Genomic DNA, 19,446 nt, shown 5'->3' on the forward strand with positions numbered 1-19,446 from the left:
ACCTGGGTGTCTGCATCGCAGGCAAGCCAGCTCCCACATTTGGTTATGCAACCTTCTTGAATGGCGCGGATTCTGCATTAAGTGCCCATTCGCCGGTTTTCCGTCACCGGCTTCTGGAGGATTAGGATGCGTAGTCTGGTTTTGTTGCTGGCGTCAGTGGCGCTGAGTGGCTGCATGACCGTCAGCGATATGGCCGAAGGCACCCGCTATCAGATGAGCGACGCCGGGCTGCTGGACCACAGTGATACCCGCCGTACCGCCTCGGTGCGCATACAGCCGGACTCCTTTGTGTTTATCGCCCAGGGCGCCTTTGTGCCGCCCGGCAGCGCCTATCCGCGTCCCAATGTGGTGGCCGAAGAAGCCTTCAACGGCTTTGTCGAATATTTCCCGATGGTGCGCCGCGCCCGTAAGCCGGAAGGCCTTGAACAGGCCATGGCCGAAGCCCGTGCGGCGGGCGCTCACTACCTGCTGTATTGCCGCTTTGCGGCAGCCGATGACCGTATCGGCAATGCCGATGAGTGGACCGACCAGCAAGCGTTGGACCGTGTCGGCCTGGACAACGGCGTAATCCAGATCATGTTGATCGAGACCAGCACCCAGTATTTGATTGATACTGCACGCATTCGCAGTCGTGGCGGTTTACTGACGTTCCACGACAACAAGCCAGAAGACTTGATTGCCCGCCCGCTGGCCCAGTACGCCCGCGGCCTGTTGGGGATGGGTGATCAATAAAAATCCAGAGGAGAACCCTATGACCGATTCCGCCAAGGCCAATGATCTATTGGCCCAACTGCCCAAGGGCAAGGGGCCGGCGCCGGTACATCTATGGAACCCGGATTTCTGCGGCAACATCGACATGCGCATCGCCCGTGACGGCACTTGGTTTTACCAGGGCACGCCGATCGGGCGTAAGCCGATGGTCAAGCTATTCTCCAATATCATTCGCCGCGATGGCGATGAGTATTTCCTGGTCACTCCCGTGGAAAAGGTCGGCATCAGCGTCGATGATGCGCCGTTTGTCGCGGTGACGCTGGAAGTCCAGGGGCAGGGCGAAAGCCAGGTGCTGCGCTTTACCACCAATGTTGACGAAGACATTGAAGCGGGCCTTGAACACCCCTTGCGGGTGGTGATCGACCCGATCACCCAGGAGCCCGCGCCTTACCTGCGAGTGCGCACCAACCTTGAAGCCCTGGTGCATCGCAACGTGTTTTACCAATTGGTCGAGTTGGCGGTCAGCCGTCCGATCAACGGTCAGAACTGGCTTGGCGTATGGAGCGGCGGGGAGTTTTTCCGTATTGGCCTGGAGCCCTGAGGCCGATTTTTTCATCACACTGAAATAATTTTGCTTGCTGAGATCGGGCGCTTTCGGTTATCAATTTGTACATGATTAGACATGTCCGATTTGATAAGAAAAAACGCGTCGTCGACGAACTCATCCGCCGTATCGAAGGTGGAGTGATGGCCGACGGTTTCCTGCTGCCGGGCGAGCATCAACTGGCCGAGGAGTTTGCGGTCAGCCGTGGCACCTTGCGCGAAGCCCTGGCGGAGCTCAAACGGCGCAACTACATCGCCACGCAGAGCGGCGTGGGCTCCATCGTCACCTTTGACGGCATGGTGCTCGACCAACGCAGCGGTTGGGCACAGGCGCTGGCCGATACCGGCGCATTGGTCATCACCGACATCCTGCGCCTGGAGGCCGTGACACGACCGGACCTGCTGAGCCGTTTCGGCAGCGACCAATTTATCGCCCTCGACCGCCGTCGGCGCACCCCCGATGGCACCGCCGTGTCCCTCGAGCGTTCATTGATGCCCGCCACCGGCGGCCTGGAAAGCCTGCCGCGTGTGGGCCTGATCGATAATTCCCTGACCATCACCCTGGCCGCCTATGGCTATGTGGGCGCCGAAGGGGACCAGTGGATCGGCGCCGAGCCCTTGAGCGATGAAGACGCCGAGTTGCTCGGCCGCCCAGCCGGTACGGTGTTTCTCAAAGCCACGCGCACCACTTACGACCGCCGCGAGCGTCTCATGGAGCATGTCGAAAGCTTGCTCGACCCTTTGCACTTTCGCCTGCACCTGCAGTTTGGAGCTTCGAAATGACCGCGCAAAATCGCGCCCTCGCTGCCTTCTACGGCCTGGCCCTGGGCGATGCATTGGGCATGCCCACCCAGTCGTTGAGCCGTGAGCAGGTGCAGCAGCGTTTCGGGGCCATCACCGCTCTGGAAGCGGCCGGCGCCGACCAACCCATCGCACCGAACATGCCGGCCGGCTCCATCACCGACGACACCGAGCAGGCGATCCTGGTGGGTGAGTTGCTGGTGCAAGGGCAGGGCAAAATCGAACCCACGGTACTCGCCCAGCGCCTGATCGACTGGGAAGCGGCGATGCGCGCCAAAGGCTCCCAGGACCTGCTCGGGCCATCGACCAAACGCGCGATCGACATGATCCTCGCCGGCCACACCCCGGAAGAATCCGGGCGCTACGGCACCACCAATGGCGCCGCGATGCGCATCACGCCGGTCGGGATTGCCGCCGACGTCAGCGACCCGGCGCGGTTTATCCAGGCGGTGATCCAGGCCTGCCAGGTCACCCATAACACCAACCTGGGCATCTCCAGCGCTGCGGCAGTGGCGGCGGTGGTTTCGGCGGGTATCAACGGTGTGGATTTGGGCGAGGCCCTGAACATCGGCACCCAGCTCGCCCAGCAGGCCGAAGGCCATGGCCACTGGATTGCCGGTGGGCGGATTTCTACGCGCATCAGTTGGGCGCGCACCTTGAGCGTCGGCAGCGGCGATAAAGCCCTGTTTGCCGACCTGCTTTACGAACTGATCGGCACCTCCGTCGCGTCCCAGGAGTCGGTGGTGGTCTCGTTTGCCCTCGCCCAGCAAGTGGCGGTGGGCGACATGAATGCCTTCGAAGCGCTGTGCCTGGCGGCCAGCCTTGGCGGCGACACCGACACCATTGCCGCCATGCTGGGCGCGATGTTGGGCGCGTGCCTGGGCATGCAGTGCTGGCCTGAGGCGATGATTGAGCAGGTCAAGCAGGTCAATGGCCTGGATTTGCAGGCGTTGGTTCAAGGGCTGCTCGAAATTCGATAAGCGCTGAAAATCAAAAAAATTGTGGGAGCGGGCTTGCTCCCACATTTGATTGTGCCGAGTCATGGAGACCGAGTAAGTAATTCCATTTGCACACCTGCCACAACCACAACAATACAGGCACCAGGAGCACCCCTCATGAGCAGCACTTCTTCCGGCCAAAGTGCCGGGCAATTGGAAACACGCGGCATCGAACCGGTCCCCGAAGGCGAGTGCAACGGCCACCCGCTGCAACTGTTCTGGGTGTGGTTCGCGGCCAACATCAGCATCCTTGGCTTGCCGCTCGGCGCGACCCTGGTGGCGTTCCGTGGCCTGGCGATCTGGCAGGCGATCATTGTGGCGATCCTCGGCGCCGCGGGCTCCTTTGCCGTGGTGGGCATCATCTCGATTGCCGGCCGCCGTGGCCGGGCGCCGAGCCTGACGCTGTCGCGCGCCATCTTCGGTGTGCGCGGTAATATCGGCCCCACGCTGGTCTCGCTGATGTCGCGGCTGGGCTGGGAAACCGTCAATACCACCACCGCTGCCTTTGTGCTGCTGTCGTTGTGTTCGATCCTGTTCGGCTCGCCGGTCGAAGCCAAAAGCGCACCGGTACTCACGCTGATCTTTATCGCCATCTTCGTGCTGCTCACCCTGTCCGTATCCGGTCTCGGCCACGCTACCTTGCTGGTGATCCAGAAGTGGGCCACCTACGTGTTCGGCGCTTTGAATATCCTGGTGGGCGGCTTCCTCTGTGCCACCATTGACTGGAGCGCGGTGTTCAACGCCACCCCGGCGCCACTGAGCGCCATGATCATTGGCGTCGGCACCATGGCCGCCGGTACCGGTATCGGCTGGGCCAACGCCGGTGCCGACATGTCGCGCTACCAGCACCGCAGCGTCAAGGCCGTGCGCCTGGTGGCGTCTGCCGCGTTTGGCGCGGGCATCCCGCTGGTGCTGTTGATCACCCTCGGCGGCCTGCTGTCGGTGGGCAACAACGACCTGGCGTCGGCCACCGACCCGATCATCGCGATCCGCGACATGCTGCCGACCTGGATGGCCGTGCCGTACTTGATCACCGCGTTCGGCGGGCTGTTGCTCTCCAATAACCTCTCGGTGTACTCGGCCGGTCTCACCACCTTGACCTTGGGTCTTAAGGTCAAGCGCGTGCACGCGGTGATCGTCGATATCGTGGCGATATTCGCCGGCTCCATTTACTTCATGCTGATCGCCGACAGTTTCTACGGCCCGTTCATCACCTTCATCTCACTGCTGGCGGTGCCGATCACCGCCTGGGTGGGGATCTTTGTGGTCGACCTGATTCACCGTCACTACTACAGCCCCAAAGACCTGCTGGACGTAAGCCCGAGCAGCGCCTACTGGTATCGCGGCGGTGTGGAATGGCGTGCATTCGGCGCCTGGGCGGTGGCGATCGTGCTGGGTTTCAGCTTCACCACCATCGGCACCACCGCCGAAAACATCTGGTTCGCCGGGCCTTTGTCCGACTCCTGGCTGGGCCACAACGGCCTGGGCTGGATCGTCACCTTCCTGGTGGCCGGCGGGATTTATGCGGTACTGGGCGGCGCAGCTGACCGTCGTCCGGCTTTGGTAGAGCGCGCTAATGTCTAGATTGCTGCACACCGGCCAGGTCATCGTCGACCTGGTCATGGCCCTCGACACACTGCCTGCAACCGGCGGCGACGTGCTGGCAAAATCCGCCGGTTTCGAAGCCGGCGGGGGCTTCAACGTGATGGCTGCCGCCCGACGCAATGGTCTGCCGGTGGTTTACCTTGGTCGCCATGGCAGCGGGCGCTTCGGCGACCTGGCGCGCGCCGCCATGCAGGCTGAAGGCGTGGAGATGGCCCAGGCAGCCAGTGCGGGTAAGGACACCGGTTTGTGTGTGTCGCTGACCGAAGCCAGCACCGAGCGCACCTTCATTTCGCATATCGGCGCTGAAGGGGATTTGAGCGCAGAGGACCTGGCAGGCGTGGTGCCGCGCGCAGACGATTATGTCTACGTCAGCGGCTACAGCTTGTTACTCGACGGCAAGGCCCAGGCGCTGCTTGATTGGTTGCTGGCGCTGCCACGGGAGATCACCGTGGTGTTCGACCCGGGGCCATTGGTCAAGGCGCCGGATTCGGCATTGATGGCGGCCTTGCTGCCGCGCATCGACATCTGGACCAGCAATGGCCCTGAAGCCCTGGCGTTTACCGGGGCCGGAACGCTGGCCGAGGCGCTGCGCGAACTCAATCGTCACCTGCCGGCCGAAGCATTATTGGTGGTGCGTGATGGGCCCAATGGCTGCTGGGTGAGTCGCCACGGCAAGGCCGAGCATGTGCCGGGTTTCAAGGTGCAGGCGGTCGACAGCAACGGCGCGGGCGATGCCCATGCCGGGGTGTTTCTGGCCGGGCTGGCCGAGGGTTTAACCCCCGCAGTGGCGGCGCGTCGAGCCAATGCGGCGGCGGCGCTGGCGGTCACGCGCTGGGGGCCGGCGACGTCGCCTGGCAGGGCCGAAGTCGACGCCTTAGTCGCCGAATAAACACGAATAAAAATGTGGGAGCTGGCTTGCCTGCGATAGCAGTGTGTCAATGGGCCAACTTGGCACTGACCCTCTGCTATCGCGGGGACGCCCGCTCCCACATTGGTTTTTTCGGCGTCATCCAGCCTTGCGCAGTGCTTCGATCAGTTGATCCTTACGCATGCTCGACCTGCCTGGAATATCCTTGGCCCGCGCTTCCTTCAGCAAGCTTTCCCTGGTCTGGGTAGCCAATGAAGCCTTGCTGTTGCGTGAATGACCTTCACGGCTCGAAGCAGCCCTTTTGGCTGATTCACTGCGTGCCTTGGCTTGCTTCTGCGGGGGCTGGCTGCGGCCTGATCCACCGGGTTTTTCACCACCGCCAGACTGCTTGTTGACGGTGGCCCAGGCGCGGGCCTCGGCTTCTTCCTTGGGCAATCCCTTGTGCTCATAACTGTCTTCGATATGAGCGGCCTTGCGTTTCTGTTCGGCGGTGTATTTGGCTTTGCTTCCACGAGGCATCGCTAAAACTCCTTCTGGCCCCTGTTTCAGGGCCAGACCAGAAATGGATTACTCAGTGCTTTGTCCATCAAGCTTACGCGCCTCATCAACACCCGAAGCAGTCAGCTTGATCGGCAGGTTCAACGAGTATTCACCGGCGTCGTCGGTGGTCACATGCCCATCCTTGATAAACCCGCGGTCCTGCAAAAACGCCAGCACACTGGCGACCTCTTTTTCGCCGCGGTAGTTATCCAGCACCTCCTTGCCCAAGCCGTTGGGGTGGGCGTGCAGCAGGCGGGTGAGGACTTCTTTTTCAAGGTTTCTATCGACGTTCATGCGTACCTCTTCACTGGGAAATGATCGGGTGTCGGTGCGGCTATCGATGCATTACGGCGCAGGTTGTTTCGGGGCGCCCGGGATATTGCTGTCATCGCCTTTGTTGATTTTGGGGTCTTCATTGACGCCTGGACCCATTTTGCCGTTACCGACTGCTGCCGGTGCCTGGCGTTGGGTGTCGGCGCCTTTGGTGCGAGGGTCTGCGCCGTTATCGATAATCGCGCCACCGTTGGTTTCCATCCCTGTGCCCATCGAATCCTGAGACTCCTTGGTAGCAGGGTTGGTGGTGCCGGTAGACGAGGTGGCGGCAACTGCACTCAACGAAGCGGCGGACAGCAGGCCGGTGAGGGCGAGGGCAGCAAACTTGGAATTCTTCATGAGGGGTGTCTCCATATGATTAATGTCCTTACCCCTTATTGGTCCGCCCCCGTTTGCGGTTCGTGCCTTGATGGCGACGAACGGTCTTAACTCACCTGTAAGATTTTGTGTGCCGAACGCTGGCGCCAGATCAATCGCCCCGCCGCGATCAACCAGTTGAACAAGGCCACGCCCAGCACACTTGCCAGCAGCGTCGGCAAGCCGTAATCGACGATGAGCTTGCCCGCCAGCAGCGGAAAGCCGAACACCCCGACAAAGTACGCCAGGCTGAACAGCAGCAAGGCTTGTGACGTTGTACCGGGCGGCGCCTCATTGGCCACCAGCCCATTGATCACCGAATACGTCAGGCCATAACCCACGCCGAGCGTGGCGGCTGCCAACAGGTAACTGAGGTTGCCACTCACGCCAAACGCAAACAGCGCGATCGAGCCGAGCATGATCCCGGACAGCACGCAGGCGGCCCAATACGCATCGCGCTTGACCACGTAGCCCGCGATCAATAGCCGGCTGGTAATGGCGGCGCTCAGGAAGCCGCCGAAGAACAGCGAATAGTCCAACCCATGCGCAGCGGCATAGCTGGTCTGAAACGATGAAAGCCCGCCAAACACACAGCCGCCCAAGCCAACCATCAGGATCGCAAACGCGGCTTTGGATGACAGCACGCGGCGGCTCGACGCCCAGGAAATCTTCGAGGTGGGCGCATTCGCGTGGTGTTTGAGGTGGACGCCCATTCGCCAGAACAGCAGCACGCCGACCAGGCTGGCCACACCGGCAATATAGAAGGCCGCTGTCAGCGGCAGGCCCAGCGCGCCGGCGGCGCGGCCGAGCAAAGGCCCGGCACCGATTCCGCTCAACATACTGCCCGACAGCAGCGCAAAATATTTGGCCCGCTGCGCCGGTTGCACCAGCAGTGTCACGATGATCGGCCCCAGGGTGTAGAACACGCCCCAGCCCAGCCCCAGGGACAGACCGAACAGCATCAACCCCAGGCCAAACCCGGGTGTCAGGGCAAACCCCAGGCACGCCACCACCAGCAATACGCCCATGCCCGCGATGGCGCGCGCCGCACCGACGGCATCAGCCAAGTGCCCACAGAACAGCACCGCCACGAACGTGCTGAGCATCGCCATGGAAATTACGCTGCCGGCGTCGTGTTCATTGCCGCCGCGCGAATGAATCAGCAGCGACAGCAAAAACGTCGAGCCGTAGGACAGTGACAACAGGAAGCTGGCGAGGCAGAACAGGGCGAACAGTTTGGTATTCACGGCAGGGGTGGAGGGCATAGGGCGACCTTGCAGCTATTGGCATGCAGTTATTAGCGTTATGCCCGACTGTTTACCATGCGCGCATGCCGGGTTTGTTCTGTGGTTGGTGGTGCTTGCTTTACGCGTGGCCGGAGTAATCAAATTGCACTGCAATCAGTCATCAAAGCGCCTTAGTATGTGGCCTTTGACATTGCCCAAGGCCCGCCCATGACCATCGAGATTCGCCCTGCCGTGCCCAGCGACGCTGCGCAGATCCTGACTTTCATCACCGAGCTTGCCGAATACGAGAAAGCCCGCCATGAAGTGATCGCCAGCGTGGTGGATATCGAGCGCAGCCTGTTCAGCGAGGGCGCCACCGCCCATGGCCTGATCTGCTCACGGGATGGCCTGCCGATTGGCTTTGCGGTGTTCTTCTTCAGTTACTCCACCTGGCTGGGCAGCAATTGCCTGTACCTCGAAGACCTCTACATCAACCCCGAGCAACGCGGCGGCGGGGCGGGCAAGAAGCTCCTGCGCCACCTGGCCAGGATCGCCTGCGACAACGGTTGCGGGCGTTTCGAGTGGAGCGTGCTGGACTGGAACGAGCCGGCGATTGCCTTCTACAAGTCCATCGGCGCGCAGCCGCAGGAGGAGTGGGTGCGCTATCGCATGGAGGGTGACGCGCTGCGCGACTTTGCTCAGGGCTGAAAGCAATGAAGATCAACTGTGGGAGCCAGCTCCCACTTTTTTTGTGTTAAGTCTCACTATATGGGATGCAAATTTATATATTGAGATATTTCAAAAGATCGGTTTATAGTCGGCGGCATCAGCACTCACTACCAAAAATAAAACAGGTGAAGCGATGCAGCCCCAACCGTTGTCATTACCCGCCGTGCCCGAACCCACCTATGGCGAGCGGCTGAAAAACAAAGTGGTGATCATCACCGGCGCCGCCCAAGGTATAGGCGAGGCGATCGTCGCCTGCTTCCAGGCCCAGCAGGCACGGCTGGTGATTGCGGATATCCAGGCCGAAAAGGTCGAGCACGTCGCCGCCCACTGGCGCGAACGCGGCGCTGAAATCGTTGCGCAGGGCGTCGATATCACCTCCAAAGAGCAATGGCAGGCGCTGGTCAACCTGGCGATCGAGCGCTTTGGCCGCGTGGATGTGTTGATCAACTGCGCCGGCGTCAACGTGTTCCGTGACCCGCTGCAGATGACCGACGAAGACTGGCGCCGCTGCTTCGCCATCGACCTCGACGGTGCCTGGTTCGGCTGTCGCACCGCGCTGCCGCACATGATCGAGCAGGGCATCGGCAACATCATCAACATCGCCTCCACCCATTCCAGCCACATCATTCCCGGCTGCTTTCCCTACCCGGTGGCCAAGCATGGCCTGCTCGGCTTGACCCGCGCCCTGGGCATCGAATACGCGCCCAAAGGCATCCGCGTGAATGCCATCGCGCCGGGCTATATCGAAACCCAGCTCAACGTCGATTACTGGAACGGTTTCCCTGACCCGCATGCCGAGCGCCAGCGCGCCTTCGATTTGCACCCGCCCAAGCGCATCGGCCAACCCGTCGAGGTGGCGATGACGGCGCTGTTCTTGGCCACCGACGAGGCGCCCTTTATCAACGCAACCTGCCTGATGATCGATGGCGGGCGTTCCGTGATGTACCACGACTAACAACAATCAAGAGAGGTGGTTCATGTTCAAAAAGACGTTAGGCGCCGTGGCGCTGGCGGTAGCCTTCAGCGGTTTTGCAGCGGCCGAAGAAGTGAAGATCGGCTTCCTGGTCAAGCAGGCCGAAGAGCCCTGGTTCCAGACCGAATGGGCCTTTGCCGAAAAGGCCGGTAAGGACCAGGGCTTCACCGTGATCAAAATCGCCGTGCCCGACGGCGAAAAAACCTTGTCCGCCATCGACACCCTCGCCGCCAACGGCGCCAAGGGGTTTGTGATCTGCCCGCCGGATGTGTCCCTCGGCCCTGCGATCATGGCCAAGGCCAAGCTCAACGGTTTGAAAGTGCTGGCGGTGGATGACCGCTTCGTCGATGCCAAGGGCAAGCCTATGGAGGACGTGCCTTATGTGGGCCTCGATGCCTACAAGATCGGCCAGAAACAAGGCGAGGCCATGGCCGCCGAAGCCAGGCATCGCAACTGGGACTGGAAGGACACCTACGCCGTCATCAACACCTTTGACGAGCTGGAAACCGGCAAGAAACGCACCGACGGTTCGGTCGAAGGCCTCAAGGCTGCCGGCTTGCCCGCTGACCACATCCTGTTCAGCGCACAGAAAACCCTCGACGTGCCAGGCAGCATGGACGCCACCAACTCGGCGCTGGTAAAGCTGCCGGGCACCGCGAAAAACCTGATCATCGGCGGCATGAACGACAGCACCGTGCTGGGCGGCGTGCGCGCCACCGAAAGCGCCGGCTTCAAGGCGGCCAATGTGATTGGCGTCGGCATCAACGGCACTGATGCGATTGAAGAGTTGAAGAAAACCGACACCGGCTTCTACGGCTCAATGCTGCTCAGCCCCGATGCATCCGGCTACAAAACCGCCACGGCAATGTTCGAGTGGGTCACCAAAGGCACCGAGCCTGCCAAGTTCACCGCCCTGGATAACGTAACCCTCATCACCCGCGCCAACTTCAAGGAAGAGTTGAGCAAAATCGGACTGTGGAAATGACCGGCGCGGCGTTGCGTTTCAACGGCATCGGCAAGGAGTTTCCCGGGGTCAAGGCGCTGGCGCAGATCAGCTTTGAAGCGCAGCCGCACTCGGTGCATGCGCTGATGGGCGAGAACGGCGCGGGCAAGTCCACGCTGCTCAAGATTCTCGGCGGTGCCTACACGCCCAGCAGCGGCACGGTGCAGATCGGCGAGCAGGTCATGGCGTTCAAGAACGCTGCCGACAGCATCGCCAACGGCGTGGCGGTGATTCACCAGGAGCTGCATCTGGTGCCGGAAATGACCGTGGCCGAGAACCTGTTTCTCGGGCATTTGCCGTCACGTTTCGGCGTGGTCAACGGCGGCCAGTTGCGCAAGCAGGCATTGGCGTGCCTTAAAGGCCTGGCCGATGAAATCGACCCGCAAGAGAAGCTTGGGCGCTTGTCGCTGGGCCAGCGTCAACTGGTGGAAATCGCCAAGGCGTTGTCCCGTGGTGCCCATGTGATCGCGTTTGACGAACCCACCAGCAGCTTGTCGGCGCGGGAAATCGACCGCTTGATGGCGATCATCACCCGCCTGCGCGATGAGGGCAAAGTGGTGCTGTATGTGTCGCACCGCATGGAAGAAGTGTTCCGTATTTGCGATGCGGTGACGGTGTTCAAGGACGGCCGTTATGTGCGCACTTTTGACGACATGGCCACACTGACTCACGACCAGTTGGTGACCTGCATGGTCGGGCGCGATATTCAGGATATCTATGATTATCGCCCGCGTGAGCGCGGGGAGGTGGCACTCACGGTCAAGGGGTTGCTTGGGCCTGGCTTGCGCGAAGCGATCAGCCTGCAGGTGCACAAGGGCGAGATTCTCGGCCTTTTCGGGTTGGTGGGCGCCGGGCGTACCGAGCTGTTTCGTTTGCTCAGTGGCCTGGAGCGCGCAACGGCCGGGCAGTTGGAATTGTTTGGGCAAGCCCTGCAACTGCATTCACCACGCGATGCCATCGCCGCCGGCGTACTGCTGTGCCCGGAGGACCGCAAAAAGGAAGGCATCATCCCGCTGTCCAGCGTGGCCGAGAACATCAACATCAGTGCGCGTGGCGCGCATTCCACCTTTGGCTGGCTGTTGCGTGAAGGCTGGGAGAAGGGCAACGCCGACAAGCAAATCACGGCCATGAAAGTCAAAACGCCGAACGCCGAACAGAAAATCATGTACCTGTCCGGCGGCAATCAACAGAAGGCCATTCTTGGCCGCTGGCTGTCGATGCCGATGAAAGTGTTGCTGCTGGATGAGCCCACACGCGGCATCGACATCGGCGCCAAGTCGGAGATCTACCAGATCATCCATAACCTTGCGGCCAGTGGCATTGCGGTGATTGTGGTGTCGAGCGACCTGATGGAAGTGATGGGCATCTCTGATCGCATCCTGGTGATGAGTGAAGGCGCGCTGACCGGCGAGTTGACCCGCGACCAGGCGGATGAAGCGAAGCTGTTGCAACTGGCTCTCCCGCGTTCGCGGGCTTGAAGAATTCGAGGGTATAGGTATGTCACAGGTAAAAACTGCAAAGGGCTTTTGGCCGGGCTTCAACCAACGCAAATTTCTCGATGACTGGGTAATGCTGCTCGCCGCGTTGAGCATCTTTGTGCTCAGCGCGTTGTTTATCGACAACTTCCTGTCACCTCTGAACATGCGCGGCCTGGGCCTGGCGATTTCGACGGTGGGCATTGCGGCGTGCACCATGCTGTTCTGCCTGGCCTCGGGGCACTTCGACTTGTCGGTGGGCTCGGTGATTGCCTGTGCCGGCGTGGTCGCGGGGATTGTGATCCGTGACACCGACAGCGTGGTGCTCGGCGTATCCGCTGCGTTGGCCATGGGCCTGGTGGTGGGGCTGATCAACGGCATCGTCATCGCCAAGTTGCGCATCAACGCCTTGATCACCACCTTGGCGACCATGCAGATCGTGCGCGGGCTGGCCTATATCTTCTCCAACGGCAAAGCCGTCGGTGTGATGGACGAGCGCTTCTTCGTGTTCGGCAACGGCCAACTGATGGGCGTGCCGGTGCCGATCATCATCACTGTATTGTGCTTTGTGTTCTTCGGCTGGCTGCTCAACTACACCACCTATGGGCGCAACACCATGGCCATCGGCGGCAACCAGGAAGCGGCGTTGCTGGCCGGGGTGAATGTCGACCGCACCAAGATCATCATCTTTGCCGTGCACGGTTTGATCGGCGCACTGGCCGGAGTGATCCTCGCCTCACGCATGACCTCGGGCCAGCCGATGATCGGCCAGGGCTTCGAGCTGACGGTGATCTCGGCGTGTGTGCTGGGCGGTGTGTCGTTGAGTGGCGGTATCGGCATGATCCGTCATGTGATTGCCGGGGTGTTGATTCTGGCCATCATCGAGAACGCGATGAACCTGAAGAACATCGACACCTTTTACCAGTATGTGATCCGGGGTTCGATCCTGCTCTTGGCGGTCATCATCGACCGCATGAAGCAACGTTAATACTCGGTCTCAACAACACTGAAAATCCAATGTGGGAGCGGGCTTGCTCGCGAATGCGGTGTATCAGAAACAGATGTGCTGCCTGACACACTGCATTCGCGAGCAAGCCCGCTCCCACATTTGGATCTCCACTGTATTGGTGGGCGGTATTTGCCATAATGCGCTCGCTTTCATACTTATAGGCCCGATATGCAGGAAAACGCCCACAACCCCGTCAAAGACGCCGCCCCCACCGGCACCCAGACCCTGCTGCGTGGCCTGGGCGTGGTGCAAGCGGTGGCGGCGGGTGCGCGCGACTTGAAAGAGATCGCCAAGCGCATCGGCACCACCCGCAGCACCACCCACCGCCTGGCCAGCTGCCTGGTGGAGGAGCGTTACCTGCGTGTGGTGCCGCAAGTGGGTTATCTGCTCGGGCCGAAGCTGATCGAACTGGGTTTTCAAGCCCGCGACGAGTTGCCATTGGTGACCCTGGCGGTGCCGTATTTGGATGAGCTGTCGGCACTGACCGGCGACACCATCCACTTGGCGATTCGTGAATACGACGACGTGCTCTACCTGCACAAGAACCCCGGCCGCTACGGCCCGGAAATGCGCTCGCGGGTCGGCCATCGCATGCCGTTGGCGCGCACGGGTGTGGGCAAGGCAATGTTGCTGGATGACTCTGTGCAGGAGTGGCAGCGCCTGTATGAAGCCAGCCTGCCCGCCGAGGGCAAGAGCCAGCAATGGCCGTCGCACCCGGAGCAATCCTGGGCGCAGTTCGAGCAGCGCATGCGCGAATACGTGGTGGGCGGGTATGCGTTCGATCTGGAAGACAACGAACCGTCGATCCGTTGTGTGGCGGCACCGGTGCGCGATGCCAGCCGGCGAATCGTCGCCGGCATCAGCATCGCCAGTACCGTGCCCTACATGCCGCTGGAAAAGATGGCCGAGCTGATCCCTGTGATCAAACAGGTCGCAGCGCGGCTGTCAGCGGAGTTGGGCGCGAAGGCCTGATCAGGCCTTCAAGGTCGCCATGTCGATGACAAAGCGGTACTTCACATCACCGGCGATCATGCGGGTGTAAGCCTCGTTGATCTGGCGGATATCGAGCATTTCGATGTCACAGGTGATGTTGTGCTCGGCGCAGAAATCCAGGACTTCCTGGGTTTCGGCAATGCCGCCGATCAAGGAGCCGGCCAGCACTTTACGGCCCAGCACCAGCTTGGCGGCATTCACCGGCGGGTCGACCGGTTCGATCAAACCGACCAGGATATGCACGCCGTCAAAGCGCAGCACGTCGAGGTAGGGGTTCAGGTCGTGCTGCACCGGAATGGTGTCCAGCAGGAAGTCAAAGCTGCCGGCGGCGGCTTTCATCTGCTCGGCATCGGTGGACACGATCACATGGTCGGCGCCCTGGCGGCGGCCTTCTTCAGCCTTGCTCGCGGAGCGGGTAAACAGCGTCACTTCCGCGCCCATGGCCTTGGCGAACTTGATGCCCATGTGGCCCAGGCCGCCCATGCCCAGCACGCCGACTTTGTCGCCCGCCTTGACGCCGTAGTGCTTGAGCGGCGAGTAGGTGGTGATGCCTGCGCACAGAATCGGCGCGGCGCTGGCCAGGTCGAGCGTGGCCGGGATCTTCACCACAAAGTGCTCGCTGACTACGATGCTGTCGGAGTAGCCGCCCATGGTGTTGCTGCCATCCACCCGGTCCGGGGTGGCGTAGGTCATGGTCGGGCCTTCGAGGCAGTACTGCTCAAGGTCCGCCTGGCAAGCGTCGCAGTGGCGGCACGAATCAACCATGCAGCCCACGCCCACCAGGTCGCCGACTTTGTGCGTAGTCACGCTGGCGCCGACGGCAGTGACTTTGCCGACGATCTCGTGGCCCGGCATCAGCGGGTACACGGCGATGCCCCACTCGTTGCGTGCCTGGTGGATGTCGGAGTGGCACACGCCGCAGTAGAGAATCTCGATGGCTACATCATCGGCGCGCGGGCTGCGGCGTTCGAAAGACATGGGGGCGAGGGGAGTGGTGGCCGACTGGGCGGCATAACCGATGGCGGTGTACATGCAGAAACCTCGCAAAAGAATTGATCAGGGAGGTGGCGCATTTTCCGCGCAGGGCGGGGATGCGGCTATGGCGATTGCTCCGAACCTCATGCCTATTCGTCCGGGAGTGCCCTGTGATTGGATTCATGCGCGCTCAGACCTGCGATGATGCTCTTATCCCTTTTTAACGAAGTTTTTTGCCATGTTGTTGACCCGCCATCTCGATGCCAATGCCACGCTGGTTGCCTTGATTGAGGACCTCACGCCCTGCGACGGTTTCTCCCCGACGTACCTGCCCGGCGTGAAGGTATTGCGCGCCAGTTGCGATGTGGCACGCGGCCCGCAGATCTATGAGCCGAGCCTGATGTTTGTGGCCCAGGGCAGCAAAGTCGCCTATTTGGGCCCGCGCACACTGGAGTATGGCGCCGGGCATTACCTGATCCAGGCGATGCCGGTGCCGTTCGAATGCGAGACCTTTGCCATGGCGCCCGACGCGCCGCTGTACGGAGTCACCGTGGGGATTGATCGGGTGGTGCTGGGTGAATTGGTCATGGCCATGGGCATGCAGGCCGGGCCGCCGCCGACGGCGCAGACGTTGGAATCCATGAGCTCGGTGATGCTCGATGATGCAATGCGCGGCAGCGTCGAGCGGCTGCTGCAATGCCTGCACGATCCGCTGGAAAGCCGGATCATGGGCCCGGCGCGGGTAAGGGAAGTGTTGTTTACCGCATTGCGCGGGCCACAGGCGGATGTGCTGCGTGCATTGGTGGAACAGCAGGGGCAATTCTCACGTATTGCCACCTCGTTGCATCACCTGCATGCCCATTACGCCGAGCCGCTGAACATTGAGACATTGGCCGGGTATGCGCATATGAGTGCGTCGACCTTTCACGAACACTTCAAGCGTTGCACGCTGTTATCGCCGGTGCAGTATTTGAAGCGTTTGCGGTTGTTGAAGGCGCAGCAGTTGCTGCTGGTGGAAGGCTTGGGCGTGGCGCAGGCGGCGCACAACGTGGGGTACCAGAGTACGTCGCAGTTCAGTCGGGAATATAAGCGCTACTTTTTGCGTAACCCCGGTGAAGAGCGTGCGGCATAGTGACTACAGACAACGCACAATCTAATGTGGGAGCGGGCTTACTCGCGAATGCGGTGGTTCAGCCAAAACATCTGTGTCTGATACACCGCATTCGCGAGCAAGCCCGCTCCCACATTTGACCGAGTCGATTGGTCTGTTCCTGCTCATAAAAAAGGCTCCCGCCTGGGAGCCTTTTTTGTTCAAGCAACTGCCTTACATATTCGGGTAAGTCGGCCCGCCCGCGCCTTCCGGTGTCACCCACGTGATGTTCTGCGAAGGGTCCTTGATGTCACAGGTCTTGCAGTGCACGCAGTTCTGGGCGTTGATCTGGAAGCGCTTCTCGCCGTCTTCCTTGGTGATCACTTCATACACGCCGGCCGGGCAGTAGCGCTGCGCCGGTTCATCGTAGAGCGGCAGGTTGGTGCCGATCGGGATGCTCGGGTCTTTTAGCTTCAAGTGGCACGGCTGCTCTTCTTCGTGGTTGGTGCCGGAGATGAACACCGAGCTCAGCTTGTCGAAGCTCAGCTTGCCGTCGGGTTTGGGGTAGTCGATCTTCTTGCTGTCCTTGGCGAGCTTCAGGCAGGCGTAGTCCGGCTTGGTGTCGTGCAAGGTGAACGGCATTTTGCCGCCGAGGATGTTTTGGTCGAACCAGTTGAAGCCGGCGCCGATGATCGGGCCGAATTTGTGCATCGCCGGGCCGAAGTTGCGGCTGGCGAACAGTTCTTCGTAGAGCCAGCTGGATTTGAAGCTGTCGACGTAGTTGGTCAGTTCATCACCGCCTTCAGACTCGGCGAACAGGCGCTCGGCCACGGCGTCGGCGGCGAGCATGCCGGACTTCATCGCGGTGTGGCTGCCTTTGATCTTGGCCACGTTCATAGTGCCCAGGTCGCAACCGATCAATGCACCGCCCTTGAAGACCATCTTCGGCAGCGAATTGATGCCGCCTTTGGCCAGCGCGCGCGCGCCGTAACTGATGCGCTTGCCGCCTTCCAGGTACTGGGCCAGCACCGGGTGGTGCTTGAGGCGCTGGAACTCATCGAACGGCGACAGGAAGGTGTTGCTGTAGGACAGGTCGACGATCAGGCCGACGACCACCTGGTTGTTTTCCAGGTGATAGAGGAACGAGCCGCCGGTGTTTTCGGAACTCATGATGTCCAGCGGCCAACCGGCGGTGTGTACCACCAGGCCTGGCTGGTGCTTGGCCGGGTCGATTTCCCAGATTTCCTTGAGGCCGATGCCGTAGTGCTGGGCGTCGGCGTCGCTGTCCAGGTTGAAGCGCTGGATCAGTTGCTTGCCGATGTGGCCACGGCAACCTTCGGCGAACAGCGTGTATTTGCCACGCAGCTCCATGCCTGGGGTGTAGACGCCTTCTTTCGGATGGCCTTCGCGGTCGACACCGAGGTCACCGGTGATGATCCCGCGCACCACGCCGTTCTCGTCGAACAGCGCTTCCTGGGCGGCGAAGCCTGGGTAGACTTCCACGCCCAGGTTCTCGGCCTGCTGAGCCAGCCAGCGGCACAGGTTGCCCAGGGAGATGATGTAGTTGCCTTCGTTGTGCATGGTCTTGGGCACAAAGAAGTCAGGCACCTTGGTGGAGGCGTCGGGGCTGCGCAGTACATAGATGTCGTCGCGCACTACCGGGGTATTGAGCGGGGCGCCGAGGGCTTTCCAGTCCGGGAACAGTTCGTTCAGGGCGCGTGGTTCAAACACGGCACCGGAGAGGATGTGGGCGCCGACTTCGGAGCCTTTTTCGACCACGCAGACGCTGATTTCTTTACCGGCTTCGGCGGCCTTCTGCTTCAGTCGGCAGGCGGCAGACAGGCCTGCCGGGCCAGCGCCGACGATGACCACGTCGAATTCCATGTATTCGCGTTCCACAGGCTATCTCCTACTCAAGGCTCAACAGGCTTTTTTTTCTAATGGGTGGAGGTTCGGTGTCGTCTTGCAACAACGGCAAGACCCACCTTTCTCTCTAGGTGGCGCATTATATCTACACCACTGGCAGCGTCCAATACAAACGTTTGTTTGAATTGCTTGCAGGCTAGGTAAATCAAAGCAACGCGGCTTATGACTGGCTATTTTGGCGTATTGACCAGAATAGGCGTTCCGGTCAATATACGGTCGGTTTTGCGCTTACCGTAGGCAGACAGCAGGTTTCAAGAGCACGTCCAAAAGCACGACAGGTGACGCGCGCGCCCAACGATGGCGCGCAGTTTACACGCTGCGATAAAGAATGACCTCTTAGTCACCCCTGACGAACGGTCATCATTTCCCCATCGCTGAGTCACTCGCCGAGGTTTTTGGAGGTGCCCTTGTGTGCCGATGAGCATCAACCGCCAGGTTCGCCTAGGCGACTTTCTTTTCACCGGAGAGTAACGAGGAATCCATGAAGGTTCTTGTAGCTGTCAAACGCGTTGTCGATTACAACGTGAAAGTTCGCGTCAAGGCGGACAATTCCGGCGTCGACCTTGCTAACGTCAAAATGTCGATGAACCCTTTCTGCGAAATCGCTGTGGAAGAAGCTGTACGCCTGAAAGAGAAAGGCGTGGCGACTGAAATCGTGGTGGTTTCCATCGGCCCGACCACTGCTCAAGAGCAGCTGCGTACCGCCCTGGCCCTGGGCGCCGACCGCGCCATCCTGGTTGAGTCGGCTGAAGACCTGACCTCCCTGGCCGTGGCCAAGTTGCTCAAGGCCGTTGTCGACAAGGAACAGCCTCAGTTGGTGATCCTCGGCAAACAAGCCATCGACAGCGACAACAACCAGACTGGCCAGATGCTGGCTGCGCTGACCGGTTACGGCCAGGGCACCTTTGCTTCCAAAGTCGAAGTGAGCGGCGACAGCGTCGCTGTGACCCGTGAAATCGACGGCGGCGCACAGACCGTTTCGTTGAAACTGCCGGCCATCGTCACCACCGACCTGCGTTTGAACGAGCCGCGCTACGCGTCTCTGCCAAATATCATGAAAGCCAAGAAGAAGCCGCTTGAGTCGGTGACTCCGCAAGCTTTGGGCGTTTCCACCGCCTCTACCAACAAGACCGTCAAGGTTGAAGCACCGGCTGCACGCAGCGCGGGCATCAAGGTCAAGTCGGTGGCTGAACTGGTCGAGAAACTGAAAAACGAAGCGAAGGTGATCTGA

Annotated in this window: 20 protein-coding genes; 14 read left to right on the plus strand and 6 right to left on the minus strand. The window is 60.8% G+C overall.

Annotation, left to right across the window (positions count from 1 at the left end; translation table 11 throughout):
* Positions 1-126 precede the first annotated feature (126 nt).
* The 6 genes from BLV67_RS12815 to BLV67_RS12840 all read left to right on the plus strand — a co-directional run bounded on the left by BLV67_RS12815 (position 127) and on the right by BLV67_RS12840 (position 5,607).
* Positions 127-732: a DUF4823 domain-containing protein gene (locus tag BLV67_RS12815; RefSeq protein WP_056861633.1), complete on the plus strand. Its 606-nt coding sequence runs from the start codon at positions 127-129 to the stop codon at positions 730-732.
* Positions 733-751: 19 nt separating this feature from the next.
* Positions 752-1,312: a DUF1285 domain-containing protein gene (locus BLV67_RS12820; RefSeq protein WP_069787967.1), complete on the plus strand. Its 561-nt coding sequence runs from the start codon at positions 752-754 to the stop codon at positions 1,310-1,312.
* A gap of 71 nt (positions 1,313-1,383) precedes the next feature.
* Complete coding sequence (locus BLV67_RS12825) at positions 1,384-2,097, plus strand: GntR family transcriptional regulator (protein ID WP_065929311.1); 714 nt, start codon at positions 1,384-1,386, stop codon at positions 2,095-2,097.
* Positions 2,094-3,095, plus strand: coding sequence for an ADP-ribosylglycohydrolase family protein (locus BLV67_RS12830; RefSeq protein ID WP_069787968.1), 1,002 nt, complete (start codon positions 2,094-2,096; stop codon positions 3,093-3,095). Before BLV67_RS12825 ends, BLV67_RS12830 begins: the two co-directional genes overlap by 4 nt.
* A gap of 135 nt (positions 3,096-3,230) precedes the next feature.
* A complete protein-coding gene (locus BLV67_RS12835) occupies positions 3,231-4,697 on the plus strand; it encodes a purine-cytosine permease family protein (RefSeq protein WP_017138354.1) in 1,467 nt (488 codons plus the stop codon).
* Positions 4,690-5,607 carry a PfkB family carbohydrate kinase gene (locus BLV67_RS12840; protein ID WP_069787969.1) on the plus strand — a complete coding sequence of 306 codons (918 nt, stop codon included), beginning with the start codon at positions 4,690-4,692 and terminating at the stop codon, positions 5,605-5,607. Before BLV67_RS12835 ends, BLV67_RS12840 begins: the two co-directional genes overlap by 8 nt.
* Before the next feature lie 117 nt (positions 5,608-5,724).
* Here the strand turns inward: BLV67_RS12840 and BLV67_RS12845 are convergent, their stop codons facing one another.
* The 4 genes from BLV67_RS12845 to BLV67_RS12860 form a co-directional block, all read right to left on the minus strand.
* Positions 5,725-6,105 carry a termination factor Rho gene (locus tag BLV67_RS12845; protein ID WP_065929308.1) on the minus strand — a complete coding sequence of 127 codons (381 nt, stop codon included), beginning with the start codon at positions 6,103-6,105 and terminating at the stop codon, positions 5,725-5,727.
* Positions 6,106-6,153: 48 nt separating this feature from the next.
* Positions 6,154-6,420 (minus strand): hypothetical protein, encoded by a 267-nt coding sequence (locus tag BLV67_RS12850; protein WP_069787970.1) that lies wholly within the window; start codon positions 6,418-6,420, stop codon positions 6,154-6,156.
* 51 nt (positions 6,421-6,471) lie between these two features.
* Positions 6,472-6,798 carry a hypothetical protein gene (locus tag BLV67_RS12855; protein ID WP_065929306.1) on the minus strand — a complete coding sequence of 109 codons (327 nt, stop codon included), beginning with the start codon at positions 6,796-6,798 and terminating at the stop codon, positions 6,472-6,474.
* 86 nt (positions 6,799-6,884) lie between these two features.
* Positions 6,885-8,081, minus strand: a complete 1,197-nt coding sequence (locus BLV67_RS12860; protein ID WP_069787971.1) for an MFS transporter — start codon at positions 8,079-8,081, stop codon at positions 6,885-6,887.
* A 189-nt stretch (positions 8,082-8,270) separates the two neighbouring features.
* Between BLV67_RS12860 and BLV67_RS12865 the strand changes: the two genes are divergently transcribed.
* The 6 genes from BLV67_RS12865 (at position 8,271) to BLV67_RS12890 (ending at position 14,203) form a co-directional block, all read left to right on the plus strand.
* Positions 8,271-8,750 (plus strand): GNAT family N-acetyltransferase, encoded by a 480-nt coding sequence (locus BLV67_RS12865; protein WP_065929367.1) that lies wholly within the window; start codon positions 8,271-8,273, stop codon positions 8,748-8,750.
* A 154-nt stretch (positions 8,751-8,904) separates the two neighbouring features.
* Positions 8,905-9,726 (plus strand): SDR family oxidoreductase, encoded by an 822-nt coding sequence (locus tag BLV67_RS12870; RefSeq protein WP_069787972.1) that lies wholly within the window; start codon positions 8,905-8,907, stop codon positions 9,724-9,726.
* Positions 9,727-9,748: 22 nt separating this feature from the next.
* Positions 9,749-10,729: a substrate-binding domain-containing protein gene (locus tag BLV67_RS12875; protein WP_069787973.1), complete on the plus strand. Its 981-nt coding sequence runs from the start codon at positions 9,749-9,751 to the stop codon at positions 10,727-10,729.
* A complete protein-coding gene (gene araG, locus BLV67_RS12880; protein ID WP_065929303.1) occupies positions 10,726-12,225 on the plus strand; it encodes an L-arabinose ABC transporter ATP-binding protein AraG in 1,500 nt (499 codons plus the stop codon). The genes BLV67_RS12875 and araG overlap by 4 nt, the downstream gene beginning before the upstream one ends.
* Before the next feature lie 19 nt (positions 12,226-12,244).
* Positions 12,245-13,210, plus strand: a complete 966-nt coding sequence (gene araH / locus BLV67_RS12885; protein ID WP_056861621.1) for an L-arabinose ABC transporter permease AraH — start codon at positions 12,245-12,247, stop codon at positions 13,208-13,210.
* A 189-nt stretch (positions 13,211-13,399) separates the two neighbouring features.
* Positions 13,400-14,203, plus strand: coding sequence for an IclR family transcriptional regulator (locus tag BLV67_RS12890; protein ID WP_065929302.1), 804 nt, complete (start codon positions 13,400-13,402; stop codon positions 14,201-14,203).
* Here the strand turns inward: BLV67_RS12890 and BLV67_RS12895 are convergent, their stop codons facing one another.
* The gene (locus BLV67_RS12895; RefSeq protein ID WP_069787974.1) at positions 14,204-15,256 is read right to left on the minus strand and encodes an NAD(P)-dependent alcohol dehydrogenase; all 1,053 of its coding nucleotides are present in this window, start codon (positions 15,254-15,256) and stop codon (positions 14,204-14,206) included.
* Positions 15,257-15,437: 181 nt separating this feature from the next.
* Here BLV67_RS12895 and BLV67_RS12900 point away from each other — a divergent pair, with 181 nt between their 5' ends.
* A complete protein-coding gene (locus BLV67_RS12900; RefSeq protein WP_069787975.1) occupies positions 15,438-16,331 on the plus strand; it encodes an AraC family transcriptional regulator in 894 nt (297 codons plus the stop codon).
* A gap of 192 nt (positions 16,332-16,523) precedes the next feature.
* On the opposite strand, the gene BLV67_RS12905 is transcribed toward BLV67_RS12900, so the two are convergent.
* Positions 16,524-18,188: an electron transfer flavoprotein-ubiquinone oxidoreductase gene (locus BLV67_RS12905; protein WP_069787976.1), complete on the minus strand. Its 1,665-nt coding sequence runs from the start codon at positions 18,186-18,188 to the stop codon at positions 16,524-16,526.
* Positions 18,189-18,696: 508 nt separating this feature from the next.
* Between BLV67_RS12905 and BLV67_RS12910 the strand changes: the two genes are divergently transcribed.
* Positions 18,697-19,446: an electron transfer flavoprotein subunit beta/FixA family protein gene (locus BLV67_RS12910; protein ID WP_065929928.1), complete on the plus strand. Its 750-nt coding sequence runs from the start codon at positions 18,697-18,699 to the stop codon at positions 19,444-19,446.

Source organism: Pseudomonas salomonii (assembly GCF_900107155.1).
GTDB classification, from domain to species: Bacteria; Pseudomonadota; Gammaproteobacteria; order Pseudomonadales; family Pseudomonadaceae; genus Aquipseudomonas; species Aquipseudomonas salomonii.